This is a genomic window from Pseudoxanthomonas sp., assembly GCF_027498035.1.
In the GTDB taxonomy this organism is placed as follows: Bacteria; Pseudomonadota; Gammaproteobacteria; order Xanthomonadales; family Xanthomonadaceae; genus Pseudoxanthomonas_A.
Genome location: NZ_CP114978.1, coordinates 2987680 through 3002364, shown reverse-complemented (window position 1 = coordinate 3002364; position 14685 = coordinate 2987680). Strand labels below are relative to the sequence as shown.

At 67.8% G+C, this 14685-nt stretch carries 9 protein-coding genes and 2 pseudogenes; 6 read left to right on the top strand and 5 right to left on the bottom strand.

Features of this window, described 5'->3' with window-relative positions; genetic code table 11:
* Positions 1-453: 453 nt before the first annotated feature.
* The 3 genes and pseudogenes from recC to O8I58_RS13005 form a co-directional block, all read right to left on the bottom strand.
* Positions 454-3822 carry an exodeoxyribonuclease V subunit gamma gene (recC, locus tag O8I58_RS13015; RefSeq protein ID WP_298316764.1) on the bottom strand — a complete coding sequence of 1123 codons (3369 nt, stop codon included), beginning with the start codon at positions 3820-3822 and terminating at the stop codon, positions 454-456.
* 54 nt (positions 3823-3876) lie between these two features.
* Positions 3877-4701, bottom strand: a complete 825-nt coding sequence (locus O8I58_RS13010) for an autotransporter outer membrane beta-barrel domain-containing protein (RefSeq protein WP_298316762.1) — start codon at positions 4699-4701, stop codon at positions 3877-3879.
* A gap of 656 nt (positions 4702-5357) precedes the next feature.
* Positions 5358-7697, bottom strand: a pseudogene (locus O8I58_RS13005) (putative Ig domain-containing protein); the annotation flags it as partial.
* 465 nt (positions 7698-8162) lie between these two features.
* Between O8I58_RS13005 and O8I58_RS13000 the strand changes: the two are divergent.
* Genes O8I58_RS13000 through O8I58_RS12975 form a run of 6 tightly spaced genes read left to right on the top strand, consistent with a single transcriptional unit; the run spans position 8163 to position 12319 of the window.
* A complete protein-coding gene (locus tag O8I58_RS13000) occupies positions 8163-8948 on the top strand; it encodes an ABC transporter ATP-binding protein (RefSeq protein WP_298316760.1) in 786 nt (261 codons plus the stop codon).
* A gap of 3 nt (positions 8949-8951) precedes the next feature.
* Positions 8952-9701, top strand: a complete 750-nt coding sequence (locus tag O8I58_RS12995; protein ID WP_298316758.1) for an MlaE family lipid ABC transporter permease subunit — start codon at positions 8952-8954, stop codon at positions 9699-9701.
* 11 nt (positions 9702-9712) lie between these two features.
* Positions 9713-10258, top strand: coding sequence for an outer membrane lipid asymmetry maintenance protein MlaD (gene mlaD / locus O8I58_RS12990; RefSeq protein WP_298316756.1), 546 nt, complete (start codon positions 9713-9715; stop codon positions 10256-10258).
* On the top strand, positions 10255-10914 hold the full coding sequence (locus tag O8I58_RS12985; protein ID WP_298316754.1) for an MlaC/ttg2D family ABC transporter substrate-binding protein: 660 nt from the start codon (positions 10255-10257) through the stop codon (positions 10912-10914). The genes mlaD and O8I58_RS12985 overlap by 4 nt, the downstream gene beginning before the upstream one ends.
* 7 nt (positions 10915-10921) lie before the next feature.
* The gene (locus O8I58_RS12980; RefSeq protein WP_298316752.1) at positions 10922-11233 is read left to right on the top strand and encodes an STAS domain-containing protein; all 312 of its coding nucleotides are present in this window, start codon (positions 10922-10924) and stop codon (positions 11231-11233) included.
* A 54-nt stretch (positions 11234-11287) separates the two neighbouring features.
* Positions 11288-12319, top strand: a complete 1032-nt coding sequence (locus O8I58_RS12975; protein ID WP_298316750.1) for an MlaA family lipoprotein — start codon at positions 11288-11290, stop codon at positions 12317-12319.
* Between the two features lie 155 nt (positions 12320-12474).
* On the opposite strand, the gene O8I58_RS12970 is transcribed toward O8I58_RS12975, so the two are convergent.
* Complete coding sequence (locus O8I58_RS12970) at positions 12475-13017, bottom strand: glutathione peroxidase (protein WP_298316747.1); 543 nt, start codon at positions 13015-13017, stop codon at positions 12475-12477.
* Between the two features lie 112 nt (positions 13018-13129).
* A pseudogene (gene rmuC / locus O8I58_RS12965) lies at positions 13130-14684 on the bottom strand (DNA recombination protein RmuC).
* Position 14685 lies beyond the last annotated feature (1 nt).

The window sequence follows — 14685 nt, the reverse complement described above, 5'->3', positions numbered from 1 at the left end:
GCTCAGACATCCGCGCCTCTGCGGCCCTGGCTTCCTGCGATGCTCGGCTCGCTTTACGGCTCGGGTGGGTCAAAGGCGAGGAGCTTGAAGCAAAGGCAAAAAGAGCAGGTGCAGGTGCAGATGCAGATGCAGATGCAGATGCAGATGCAGGAAGGGATTTTGAGTTAGCGCCAGTCGGGCACTTAAGGGCCCTCGAAGAAATTTCTATCGTCATCCCCGCGAAGGCGGGGATCCAGGGACTTTCGCCTTCAATGTGCAATGCCGCTGGATGAACAGCGCAATGCGCTGTTGTGAAGCGCCTCCCGCCTTCGCAGAGATGACGCCCTTCATTGATGTCACGTCCCGACCCGATGACGCACGCGAAATGCGCAACACGCCAAGTCCAGATCGAAACCCGGGGAGAAGACGAAGGCAGCTGACGGCGCCGCATTTCAAATCCACGCTCGCTGCCACTCACGCGTCCACCTCCGCATCCGCTTCCACCGTGAAGCTGCGGTCTTCGCCGAAGCCGGTGTGGATTGCGCCGTCCATCACCGCGCGATACACGGCGAAGCTGGTGTTGGCGAACTGGGCCAGCAGCGTGGAATCGGCGAAGGGATCGCGGCCGCGCAGGGCCAGGCGATAGCTTTCGGCGGTGCCTTCGCCCCATGCGCGGTCACTGCCACGCCACTTGGCCGCGGCGGCCTTGGTGGCCTTGTCGGCATCGGCTCCGTTGAAATATTCCCAGCCGCTATACGGTCCGAACACCAGCGGCGCTTGCAGCCCGTCACGGCGCAGCTGCAGCAGGTGGCGCAGCACGGTGCGCGCGATGTCGGGCGCCAGTACGGGGCGCTCGAACGGGCCGATGCCGGCTTCGCCACCGTCATGGAAACGCACCTGCGGCAAACGCAGGTCGGCAGCGCTGGCCAGCAGCCAGTCCAGGCCCTGGCGGATCGCGGCCGGGCCGTTGAGGGCGCCGAAACGCAGCTGCGCCTGGCCGTGTGGATAGAGGCCCGCCAATCGCCCGTGCAGGCGCACGCCATCCAGTTCCACTTCCACACGCTGCGAGGTCGCCTCGGCATCGCTGCGCCATGCGGACAACGCCTCGGCATACGGCCGGGTGGCATCGACCAGCGCGTCCAGTTCACGCCGGCCCAATGGCCCGGACGGCAGCAGCGCGCGGGCCCGCAGGCGTGCGTACAGATCCGCATCGCTACCGGTCAGCAGCGCGTCGAAGACTTCGTGCTGCAGCTGCAGTTTTTCCAGGCCGCCACCGGCCAGCAGCAACGGCTCGACGTCCTGGCTGGTTTCGGCTTCGTCGGCCAGGCGCAGGTCCAGGCGCTGGCGCAGGAACTGGGTGGCCGGTGCGGTGAAGAAACGCCGCAGCTCGTCCAGCGACAGTTCGCTTTCGATGTGCTCCAGCGCCGGCAGTGCGTGATCGAACCAGGGCTTCAGGCGTTCGCGGTGGCCGCCGATGCGTCCCGCTGCCGGCTGCCACTGGCCGCGATAGCTGAATCGGCGCGGATCGCCATCGGCGCCGAACGCAGCGGGCGCGAACGGCTGCAAGGCATGGCGCACGGTCATGGCCTCGGCCGCTTGTTTGGCGTCGACGTGATAATCGGCGGCGGCGGCGATCAGTTCGGTCGCCAGCACCGACGGCTCGCGCACGCTGCCATCGCGCGGATCTGCGCCCAGGTAGCTCAGGTAGAACGCGTCCTGCGCCGAGGCGAACAGCTGCAGGAACAGGAAGCGGTCGTCCTCGCGGGTGGAGCGGTCGCCGTGGCGGCGCTGGTCGGTGCCCAGCTGCGCGGTGAGCTGGTTGAGCCCGGCGGCCGGATCGCGGCGCGGGAAATCGCCATCGTTCATGCCCAGCAGGCAGATGACGCGGAACGGCAACAGCCGCATCGGCACCATGCGGCCGACGCTGATGCCACCGGTCAGCAGCGGCGCGCGCGTGTCGGCCTCGGCCAGCACGGCGGCGAAATGCGCGCGCACTACCTCGGCCGGCAGCGGCGCGTCGAAGCTGGCGCGCTCGGCCGCGTTGGCGAAGTCGTCGATGAGCTTGCGCAGCCGGTCCAGCGCGCGCTGCGTTGCCTGGGCCGATGGCGTCTGCGGCAGCAAGGCATCGAGCAGGCCGAGCAGGCGTTCGCGCCAGGCCTGCGGCGGCAGCGCTTCGCCCAGCGCCTGCTGCGCGCGCGACAGCACCCGCAGCAGCCGGATCAAGGCGTCCAGCGCCGACAGCGCGCCGCCTTCCAGCTGCGGCCATGGCGCGACGCCTTCGATCTCGTCCTCGCTGCCGCTGGCATAGCCCAGCAGCAGCCGATCGAGCGCGAACTGCCAGGTGTAGGCGTCGTCGCGCGGCGCGGCGTGCTGGGCGCGGTGTTCGGCATTGAGCCCCCAGCGCGCGCCGGCGGCCTGCAGCCAGCCGTGCAGGCGTTCGAACGCGGCCGCATCCAGCCCGGCGGCCTCGGCCAGGGGCGGGCTGGCCAGCAGGTCCAGGGTTTCGTTCAAGCCGAAGCGCGACACCGGCAGGCCAAGCAGGCGCACGAACACCTCGGCCAGCGGCTCGCCGGCCAGCGGGCTGGTGTCGGCCAGCGCGTAGGGAATGCGGTCGTCCTGGCCGCGGCCGCCGAACACCGCTTCCAGGTACGGCACGTAGGGATCGATGTCCGGCGCCAGCACGGCGATCTCGCGCGGCTGCAGCGGCGGGTCGAAGCGCGGGTCTTCCAGCAAGCCGCGCAGCTGGTCGTGCAGCACCTGCAGTTCGCGCAGGCGAGTGTGGCAGGCATGGACCTGCAGGCTGGGGTCGTCGCGGTCCAGCGTGTCACGCAGCGCGCCACCCGGCCTGCCGCGACGGTGGAACAGGTCGGCCTGCAGCCGGTGCAGCAGGCTGTCTGCCAGGCCACCGTCGGCGCGGGTGCGGCCAGCGCGTTCTTCCGGGTCGTCGTAGGCGGCGATCTCGCCGGTCGGGTGGACCACTTCGTAACTGCCCAGCACCGCCATGAAGTCGCGGCCGGCCGCGCCCCAGGCCTGGAGCAGGCGGTTTTCGCCGGCTTCGTCACCGAACGGGTTGGCATCGCCCTCGCGCAACCTCGCGGCCAGGGTCTGCAGGTCGCCCCAGTAGGACTGGGTCGGCGTGGGCAGGTAGAAATGCATCGTGCCGACCCGCGCCTGGGTGGCCAGCACGCGCAGCACGTCGGGTGAAATATTGAGCGTGGCGAAAGCGAACACGCGCCTGGGCAGCCCGACCGGCAGCGCGGCGGTGTCGCCACTGAACCGGTCCAGGTAATCCTGGATGCGCCGCGCGCGATAACCGCGGCCCTGTGCCACGTGTCGCCACAACACGGCCTGCGGGTCGAGCGGATCGGCGCCGGCTTCCCAGCGCAGCAGCCAGTCGCGGCGCCAGGCCTGGTATTTCTCGAACACGCTGGCCAGTTCGCCGGCCAGGGCCCAGGGCTTGAGGGCGTCATCACCGGACAGATAGCCGCGCAAGGCGGCCAGCGCCGGCTGCGCCAGCAGGGCGTCATCGGTCAGTGCGGCATACAGGCGCCACTGCAGGGTGGCCGCGTCCAGTTCGTCCTGGGCCTTGCCGAGATTGGCTTCCAGCGCGCGGGCGATGAACTCGCCAGGGGTCAGGAACTCCAGATTCGCCGCCACCTCGTGCGCGGCGGCCAGCGTGGCCTGCAGCCAGCGGCGCATCGCCACCTGCGGGATCAGCACCACCTCGGGGACCAGGATCGACTGTCCGGGTACGGGCCGGCGCAGTTCGGCCGCCAGCAGGCCGGCCAGCACTTCAAGTGAGTTGGAGGGATAGAGGCGAAAGTCCGGGCGCGAATCCTGCATGCGCATCATTGTGCCGGAGCCGGGTCGCAACCGATGCGACCCGGCCGGCGTGGCTTAGTAGCGCTTCTCGATGTTGAGCATCACGCCATGATCGCTGTCGCTTCCGTTACCCAGCGTGCTCTGCACTTCCAGGCGGGTGCTGAAGCCGCCTTCGGTCTGCAGCTGGGCGCCGGCAGAAACGTTGAAGCGATTGCGATCCTGATCGGCTGCCGTGCTGCTGTAAGGCATGGCGCCGAGCACATCGGCATAGCCGAAGCGCGCGGTGCTGCGTCCCTGGAAGTCGTGCTGGTACTCCATGCGCAGCAGCGGCGCAAACCAGCCCCAGCCGATGCGGCGGCGGAAATCCAGCTTCATGCCCGCATTGCCGGTCGTGGTGGCCACATCCATCGATGCATAGCGCAGCGCATAGAACGCATCGCCCTGCTCCACATAACCATCCAGCGTGCCGTGGGCCACATCCACGCGACCGTAGGGGGTCAGGGTCAGGCCTTGGCCGAAAGCCAGGTCCGCACCCACCGACAACGAAGCCAACCACTGGCGCCCGTCGCGGTTGGCGTCAACACGGCCACCGTTGGCCGTGAGGTAACGCGCCAGATCGAAGGACAGGTTCTGGTAGCCGATCAAGCCATCCACGAACCAGCGTTGCCCCGGGTGATAGCTGGCGTACAGCGCGATGGTCTGGGCGGTGGCATCGCTGCGGCTGTCGTGCTGGCCAACATCGCTGTCGTCACGCGCCCAGCCAAAGCCGCCGCCCCAGGCGAACCGGCCATTGACGCGGTAATCCGCACCCACGCTGACGCCATCGGTCTGGAAATCCACGTTAGTGCGCTGGCCGCTGCCCTGGGTGCCGCCCGAACGGATGGTGCCGGCACTCCACAACCCGAGCAGTGGCCCCCGCTGATCGGCCGGTGCACGACACGACGGTCCTGCGGCATTTGCACGTCACGCTCGGCCACCCGCTCACAGGCCTGTCCCGGCAAGCGGCCGATGTTCTCTTCGCAGCGCGAGCTGGCGGAAAAGGTGACGGCATTGCGGAAGCCGGTGCCGTCCTGGCGTCCGCCGTGCAGGGTTTCCATGTGCTGGCGGAAGTTGCCGATCTGCGCCGTGGCAAAGCGACGCGCCGAGGCCGCCTGCGCTTCGATCAGCCCGGCGACTTCCGGATCCTTGGAAGGATCCGGGCGGGCGCTGACCTGAAAGGTCACCGTCCCCTGGGCCGAGGTCGCGTAGGCATTGGTCAAGGTGTAGCGCGCCACGACCACGCCCGAGGACTGGGCCGAGGGTGTGAAGGTCAAGGTATAGCCCGCACTCGATCCGGGACCACTGCGCTGGATCACTGCCGTGCCCGCATCGGCCGGTGCTAGCGAAACCAGCGTGGCACCAGTAAACGGCCCACCGCTGGCGCCTTCGGTCAGCTCTACGGTGGTGGCGGTGCCGGCAGTGGCCGCGGCGGCATGGTCAATCACCACCGGCAACGGGTTGACCGTGACGCGCACCGTGGCAGGTGCCGACGTTCCACCCGGACCGCTCGCGGTGTAGGTGAAACTGTCATCGCCCGAATACCCGGCCTGCGGTGTGTAACGCACCTGCAGGGCTTCCACCACGGCCTGGCCATGGGCAGGCGGGGACGTCACTGCGATTGCATTGATCGTGCCCTGGTCATTGCCTGTCACCGCGATCAGCACATTGCCGCCGCCGAGCACCGTGGCCGCATCGTCGGCCACCTGCGGCGCGTTCGGCGTCACCGACCAGACGTAATCGGCCTCGCCGGAGAAGCCCAGTGCATCACTGACCTGCACGCGGAAACGAAACTCGCCATCGGCCGTTGCCGTGCCCGACAACACACCGGTGGCGGACAACGCGATCCCTGCAGGCAACGCGCCGGACGTGATCGCATAGCTGTACGGCGCGACACCGCCACTGGCCGTCAGCGTCTGACTGTATGCCTGACCCACCTCACCAGCCGGCAGCGTCGCCGGAGTCAATGCCAGTGCCGGGGATGCGACCACCAGTGTGAAAAGTTCCTCGGCCGTTTGCCCTGCGTTGTCAGCTGCCCGCACGCGGAAACTGAAGGTTCCCGCGGCGAGCGGCGTTCCACCCAGCGTTCCGGCCGATGTGAGGAAAAGACCGATCGGCAGTGCCCCGGCCGTGATCGAGAACGTGTAGGGCGGTGCGCCCCCACTGGCGTTGATCAGCGACGAGTACGCGGTCCCCGCGATGGCCGGCGGCAGCGTTCCGCTGCTGGTGATCGACACCGCGCCACCAGGCACCACGACCTGGAACGTCTGTGTCACGGATGCGGCCGCGGTGTAAGCCACGTTCCCTGCCTGACTGGCGGTGATGGTGCAGCTGCCGGGCGCCTTGCCCGTGACGACTCCCGTGTCGGCAATCACGCTGCAGATACTGCTCGTGCTGGACGCGTAGCTGACCGGCAATGCCGAACTGGCCGTGGCCCCAAGTGTGTAGGTGGCGCCGAAATTCAAGCTGCCAGGATTCAGGAAGGTGATGGTCTGGCTGCCCATCGGCGTGACCGCCGCTGAGGCCGCTGAAGCAAGACCGGTGCCCCCACTGCCGGTGGCCGTGACGCTGAAGGTGTAGCTGGTCCCGTTGGTCAGCCCGGCGACGGTGATCGGGCTGGCGGCTCCCGTGCCGGTGATGCCACCGGGACTGGACGTGACGGTGTAGCCGGTAATTGCTGCGTCGTCGGTATTGGCAGGTGCGGTAAACGTTACGGTCGCCTGGCCATTGCCCGCTGTGGCCACGCCAATGGTTGGCACCCCCGGGGGACCTACCGTGATGTTCAGCGTGTAGGCCTGGGCAACTGCGAAGCCCTGCGCATCAGTGGCCATTACCGTAAAAGCGCTTGCGCCGACGGCCGTGGGCGTACCGGAAATGACACCAGTCGAAATGTTCAACGACAGGCCTGCAGGCAATGCGCCGGACGTGATCGCATACGTGTAGGGCCCAAGCCCGCCGCTGGCCACGATGCTCGTGTTGTAGGCCGTTCCCAGCACTGGCGTGGGCACGGTAGTTGGGGTGAGCGTAAGCGTCGGGGCCGCAATCGTCAGGCTCAGTGTGCTGCTGGTGATGGAAAACGGCCCGGTGCCCGTGCTGGCATCGGTCGCAGTAACAGTGAAATTGAAAGTGCCTGCGGCAGTGGGCGTGCCACTCAACGCGCCGTCGGCCGCCAGGGTCACCCCGGGCGGCAGCGTGCCCGAGCCAATGCCATAGGTGTAAGGCGCGGCTCCCCCCGAGGCGCCGGCCAAGGATTGTGAATACGCCACGCCGACCACCCCTCCAGACGGGTTGACCAGCGTGTATACCAGCGTGGGTGGGTTGACGGTGATGCTCACCGTGGCAGGGTCAGACGTCCCGCCTGCGTTGCTGGCGGTATAGAGGAAGCTGTCTGGACCGACATAGGACGCGGCCGGGGTGTAGATGAGCGAAGTCCCCGAGACAACGGCGGTGCCGTGGCTAGGCACCGTCACAATGGCCACCGACGTCGCCGTGGCAGAAGTCAATGACAATGGGAATGTGAAGGGGTCATCACCATAGGACAGGGTGATGTCAATGATGGTAGCGACCGGCGCAGCCGGAAGATACGTGTACGCGTTTTGCCTAAAGAATGTGAAGTTAGCCGAGGCGACAGCCACGTCGACGCTACCCGCACTCCCAGCCGGCGTGATGGCACGGATTTGTGTGTCACTCTCGACCGTGAAGCTGGCCGCAGCGATTCCGCCAAACGACACCGCAGTGGCGCCCGTCAAGTTGCTCCCCGTCAGGACCACCTCGGTGCCGCCACTGCTGGGACCGCTGGCTGGCGACACGCCCTCGAACTGTGGCGGGACCTCGGCACCGGCCAAGGGCGCCAAGACCATCAAGGCTAGAAACATCAGCCACGGCATCAGACGCCGATTCGCAGTAACGGTGTTTGACGGCATGGCACCGATGGCGCCACGCACGCCCCAAGCAAAAAGACGCACGATCATTCAATCATTCCCAGCTCCGGCCACATCGCGACCCCCTGTCGCTGATGGATGCCCGGATCCCCAGGCGGCATTAGAGCAGAACTTCCCGCCGCAAGCCCCCCTGTCCGGGCTGGTGTGACCTTATGGGGCTTGCGTCCATGTCCTTTGGGACGGCCGGTCGCACTCGGCGAGACCCGTGCAACGACGCGTCCCGCGCCCGTCACTTTCGGCCCATGCCAGCAACCGTGTCCGATCTGTCACAATAAGCATACTGACCAGTGCGGTTTTATTCAGGGCGGTGCGACGAAGCTGTTCCGTCGTTTTATCCACGCCACGCACACCAGCCCGAACCGACCAGGCCCCCTACACCTGCCGATGACTTCCTCGACTCCGACCATCCGCCTTGCCAACCTGCGCCTCGAACGCGGCGGCCGCGCCATCCTGCGCGACGTGACGTTGAGCGCGCCGCGCGGCAGCGTGACGGCCGTGCTGGGCCCGTCGGGCAGCGGCAAGTCCACGCTGCTGGCGGCGCTGACCGGCGAACTGGTCCCGGCCTCGGGCACGGTGGAACTGTTCGGCCAACCGATCCCGCGTGGCACCCGCGCCCTGCGCGAGCTGCGCAAGAACGTCGGCGTGCTGCTGCAGGGCAATGGCCTGCTGACCGACCTGACCGTGGGCGAGAACGTGGCCCTGCCGCTGCGCGCCCATACCGACCTGCCCGATGCGCTGATCCGCCAGCTGGTGGACCTGAAGCTCAATGCGGTCGGCCTGCGCACGGCCGAAGGCCTGTTCCCGCGCGAGCTGTCCGGCGGCATGGCCCGTCGCGTGGCCCTGGCCCGGGCGCTGGCGCTGGACCCGCCGCTGATGATCTACGACGAGCCGCTGACCGGGCTGGACCCGATCGCCTCGGGCGTGATCATGTCGCTGATCCGCCGGCTCAACGATTCGCTGGGCCTGACCAGCATCATCGTCAGCCACCACGTGCACGAAACCATGCCGGTCTGCGACCAGGCGCTGGTGATCGCCAACGGTGGACTGGTGTTCTCCGGCACGCCAGCCGAATTGGAAGCCAGCCAGGACCCGCTGGTGCGCCAGTTCCTGCGCGGCGCACCGGACGGCCCGATTCCCTTCGACAGCGCCGCCTCGGCGCGGGCGGCGTAAGCCATGGCATTTGCTGCTTCGATCCGATCACTGGGCGCCGCCGGGCTGTTCTCGCTGTCGGTGCTGCGTTCTTCGGTACCAACCCGCGATTTCTGGGCCGAGCTGGTCCGCGAGATCTACAAGATCGGCGCGCGCTCGATGCCGATCATCGCCGTGGGCGGCGCCTTCGTTGGCCTGGTGCTGACCCTGCAGGGCTATCGCACGCTGACCACCTTTGGCGCCTCCGACGCGCTGTCCACGCTGCTGGGCCTGTCGCTGTACCGCGAACTGGGCCCGGTGCTGACCGCGCTGCTGTTCATCGGCCGCGCCGGCAGTTCCATCGCCGCCGAACTGGGCCTGATGCGTGCCACCGACCAGATCAAGGCGCTGGAGCTGATGGCCATCGACCCGATCGCCAAGGCGGTCGCGCCGCGCTTCTGGGCCGCGGTGCTGACCGTGCCGCTGCTGACCGGCTTCTTCTGCTCGCTGGCGATCAGCGCCAGCTGGTTCGAGGCGGTCAAGGTGCTGGGCCTGGACAACGGCACCTTCTGGTCGGCCCTGCAGGGCAGCGTCGATGCCTGGGACGACTTCGGCGTGGCACTGATGAAATCGGCCGTGTTCGGCGGCGTCGCCGCGCTGGTCGCGTCCTATGTCGGCTTCCACGCCGAACCCACGATCGAAGGCACCTCGGTCGCCACCACCCGCGCGGTGGTCAACGGCTCGCTGCTGGTGCTGATGCTGAATTTCGTCCTTTCCGCCCTTCTGTTTCAGTAAGAGAGATCACCATGGCCGCACGCGGACCACGACTCGAATTTGCCGTCGGCGCCTTCCTGCTGCTGGCGCTGGCCTCGCTGCTGGTGCTGGCCCTGGCCTCGACCAACCGTTCCTTCGGCTTCGGCAGCAGCAGCCGTTACGAACTCAAGGCGCGCTTCACCAACCTGGGCCAGCTGCGCGTGCAGGCGCCGGTCAAGATCGGCGGCGTGGTCATCGGCCAGGTCAGCGACATCACCCTGGACCCGAAGCAGTTCGAGTCGGTGGTGACCCTGCGCATCGATGGCAAGTACAAGGACCTGCCAAGCGATACCTCGGCCGGCATCTTCACCAGCGGCCTGCTGGGCGAGAACTACATCGGCCTGTCGCCTGGCGGCGACCCGGATCCGCTCAAGCCCGGTGACGAGATCACCTACACCCAGCCGGCGGTGGACCTGCTGCAGCTGGTGGGCAAGTACATGTTCAGCGGCGGTGGCAAGCCTGCCGGCGACGATTCCGCGACAGCTCCGGACGCGCAAGCCGCGTCGGCGCCTGCCGCCCCCAAGGGAGACACCCCATGAAGCGTTCCATGATCACCCTCGCCCTGGCCGCCGTCCTGGCCGCGGCAGCCCCCACCGCCGCGCTCGCCCAGGCGCCGGCCGCCGCTGCGCCTGCGCAGGGCTCGGCCAGCGCCCTGGTCCTGGGCAATGCGACCCGCGTGCTGACCACGCTGGAGCAGCGCCGGGCCGAGTTCAAGGCCGATCCGGCCGCGCTGAAGACCTTCATCAAGGAAGAATTCAACACCGCGTTCGACGGCAACTACGCCGCGCGCCTGGTGCTGGGCCTGCACGGCCGCGGCGCTTCCGACGCCGATGTCAACGGCTTCGCCGACGCCCTGGCCGACAACCTGACCGCCCGCTACGGCCAGTCGCTGCTGGACTTCAACCAGCGCCTGCGCGTGCGGATCAAGTCCGAGACCCCGCTGCCCAACAACAAGGGCGTGCGCGTGTCCAGCGAGATGCTGCGCGAAAGCGGCGACCCGGTGCCGGTGGACTACCTGCTACGCAACGTCGGTGGCCAGTGGAAGATCTTCGACGTGATGATCGAAGGCATTTCCTACGTGCAGACCTTCAAGAACCAGTTCGACGCACCGTTGCGGCAGAAGTCGATCGCCCAGGTCACCGCCGACCTGCGTGCCGGCCGCCTGCAGGCCTCCGGCAGCAGCGGCGGGCGTTGAGGTCCACATGAGCCAGGCCTCGGTCCAACGTGACGGCAATGCGCTGGTGTTCACCGGCGCGCTGGACCGTGCCGCCGCCCGGGCCCTGTGGCCGGCCACGCTGCGCGTGCTGGACGGCGCGCAGCGGCTGGACCTGTCGGCAGTGCCCAGCGTGGACAGCGCTGGCCTGGCCCTGCTGGTGGCCGCCGCCACGCGCCTGCGCGCGGCCGGCATCGCCAGCGTTGCGGTCGAAGGCGCGCCGACCGGTCTGTCCGAACTATGCGCCGCCTACCGCCTTACCCCCGCGCTGGACTATGTCCCGGCGTCTCAGCCGGACTGACCGGCGTCGTGCGCCCCCACAACGGCGCACGGGTTTCCCCATAGGGATCTGGAAATGAAAACCTTGCGTGTCATCCCCCTGTTGCTGCTGACCACGTTGGTCGCGGCCTGCGCGTCGAACAAGCCGGTCGCCTCCACGCCCCCCGCGTCCAGCGTGATCGCACCGACCGACGCGCCCGTGCCCGCCGAAGCCTCGACCGCGACAGCGGAAGCCACTCCGGACGCCACTGCGTCCGAACCGCAGGTTGCCGCGTCCACCACCGCGCCGACCAGTGCGGAGAACGACTTCAGCGCCATCTACGGCGGCTCGCCGTACAACCCGGTGGCCGATCCCACCCTGCCGCCGCCGGCCGCGGGCGCACCACCCAGCTACGACCCATGGGAGAAGTGGAACCGCAAGGTCCACGTGTTCAACATGGGGGTCGACCGCTATGTCGCCAGGCCCCTGGCTACCAGCTACGTCAAGGTGGTGCCGCGTCCGGTGCGCAACGGCGTGCACAACTTCTTCGACAACCTCGGCCAGCCACTGACGGTGGTCAACAGCCTGCTGCAGGGCAAGCCGGGCGAAGCCTGGGACGCCTTCGGCCGCTTCCTGATCAACACCACCTTCGGCGTCGTCGGCATCTTCGACGTGGCCACCCACGAGCAGGTCCCCAACCGGGACGAGGATTTCGGCCAGACTCTGGGTGTCTGGGGCTGGAAGCAGTCGCGCTACGTCGAGCTGCCGCTGTTCGGTCCGCGCACCGTGCGCGACACCTTCGGCCTGGTCGGCGACGCGCCGCTTTCACCGCTGCAGCGCATCGAGAACGACAAGGCCCGCATCTTCCTGCAGGGCCTGCAGCTGGTCGACGTGCGTACCCAGCTGATGGCGATCGACTCGCTGCGTGAAGGCGCGCTGGACGAATACGCGCTGTTCCGCGATGGCTGGCTGCAGCGGCGCAATTACCAGATCAGCGACGAGGGCGAACGCAACCGCCGCAAGGGCAAGTCCGACGACGATCTGCCGGACTACCTGCGCGACGAGGACGACAACCCGACCGTGCCGATGGATGCCATCCCGTCGGTGTTCCCGGCCACCGGCGGCTGAGTCCGGCATCCGCCGGGTGACGTTGCAAAGAAAAGGCCGCCTGCAAGGGCGGCCTTTTTTATGGCGCACCTCCCTGTGTGCCACCGCTTCGGGCGGCCGAGCCATGAAAAACGGCTGTCCTGCCGTTTTTCACGCCGGTCGCAAGCTTGGCCGGATCAGGCGGCCAGCGCTGCGTCCACCGCTGCGACCAGGCGCGGATCGTCGGCGGCCACGTCCGGGGCGAAACGCGCGACCACGCGGCCATCGCGACCGATCAGGAACTTCTCGAAGTTCCAGGTCACGCCCGGCGCCGGGTTGACCTTGATGTCCAGGCTCACCAGCTTCTCGCGCATCGGGCCTTCGCCGGTGGCGACCGGCTGGGCATCGACCAGCGCCTGGTACAGCGGATGCACCGCGTTGCCAGCCACCGAGATCTTGGAGAACAGCGGGAAGGTCACATCGAAGTTCGCACTGCAGAACTGGGCGATCTCGGCATTGCTGCCCGGCTCCTGTTCCTTGAAGTTGTTGGCCGGGAAACCCAGCACTTCCAGACCGGCGTCATGCTTGCCGCGGTACAGCGCCTCGAGCCCTTCGTACTGCTTGGTCAGGCCGCACTTGGAAGCCACGTTGACCACCAGCAGCACCTTGCCGCGGTAATCGCCCAGCGTGGCCGGCTGGTCTTCGATGGTCTTCAGGGGGATGTCGTAAAGCGTGGTCATGGCGAGGCCTGGGAATGTGAGATGGGAGGGATGGCGGCGAGTCTAAACGTGTGGCGCCAGGGACGGTGTTAGCGCGATGTAGGGATCGTGTGGCAGGCGCGCGGACCGATGCTCAACTGTCCTCGTCTTCGCCTGTCGCCTCCGTGTCGTCGGCGGTCTCGCCGCCCAGGTCGCCGAGCAGGGCCTGGGACTGCGATTCGGTCAGTGTCTCCACGCCGCGCAGCTTGCGCTCGATGGTGCGGGTCTTGCGGCTGGCGTCGCCCAGGCTCTTGCCGACGGTGTTGATCTGCTTCTCGGCTTTTTCCAGGATGCCGGCGAACTTGCCGAACTCGCCCTTGACCGCGCCCAGCAGCGCCCAGACCTCGCTGGAGCGCTGTTCGATGGCCAGCGTGCGGAAGCCCATCTGCAGGCTGTTGAGCAGCGCGGTCACGGTGGTTGGCCCGGCGATCACCACGCGGTGCTCGCGCTGCAGCAGGTCGACCAGTCCGGGCCGGCGGATCACTTCGGCATACAGACCTTCGGTGGGCAGGAACATCACCGCGAAGTCGGTGGTCTGCGGCGGCACGATGTACTTGTCGCTGATCGACTTGGCCTGGATGCGGATGGCGCGCTCCAGTTGCGCGCCGGTCACGCGTACCGCTTCCACATCGCCCAGCTCCTGCGCGTTGAGCAGCTTCTCGTAGTCCTCGTGCGGGAACTTGGAATCCAGCGGCAGCCACACCGGCGCATCGTGGGCATCGCCGCGGCCAGGCAGGCGCACGGCGAAGTCGACCATCTCGTTGCTGTCGGTGCGCAGCTTGACGCTGCGTGCGTACTGCTCGGCGGTGAGGGTCTGTTCGAGGATGTTCTCCAGCTGCACTTCGCCCCAGCCGCCGCGGCTCTTGACGTTGGTCAGCACGCGCTTGAGGTCGCCTACGCCGGTAGCCAGCTGCTGCATTTCGCCCAAGCCGCGCTGGACCTGCTCCAGGCGTTCGGACACCAGCTTGAAGGACGCATCCAGGCGCTCGTTGAGCGTGCCCTGCAGCTTCTCGTCCACGGTTACCCGGATCTGTTCCAGCCTGGCCGCATTGTCGGCCTGCAGGCGCTGCAGCTGCTGGTCCAGGGTGGCGCGCATCTCGGCGATGCGGGCTTCGTTGCGCTGGGTCAGTTCGGTCAGGCGCAGGCCCTGCGCATCGGCGAAGCGCTGCTGCGATTCGCCGGCTTCGCCGCGCGACTTTGCGCGCGTCTTCGGCCAGTTGCTCGCGCAGCGCCGACAGTTGTTGGCCGAACGCCACGATGCGCGCTTCCTGCTGCTGGCCGAAGACCTCCAGCTGGGTCCGCATGTCCTGCAGGCGCGCAGCCAGCAGGTCGGCGCCCCGCTGTTGTGACAGCGCGCCTTCCTCGCGGGCCTTGCGCGCGTCCTCGCTCTGGGTGTCACGCAACACGTCCAGGCGCTGGTCGATGCGCACGCCCAGTTCGGCCAGGTTGCGCGCGAAGCTGTCCATGCGCGCGTCCTGCTGGCGGGCGAGGCCTTCGAGCTGTTCGCGAAGCTCGCCGCGGCCGCCGCGCTGCTCTTCGCGCAAGGTGTTTTCGAGCGCGGTGGTGTTGGAACGGCGCAGCAGCAGGACCAGCTGCAGCGCGATGACGGCGACGATCAGGCCGCCCAGGATCAGGATGTCAGGTTGCATG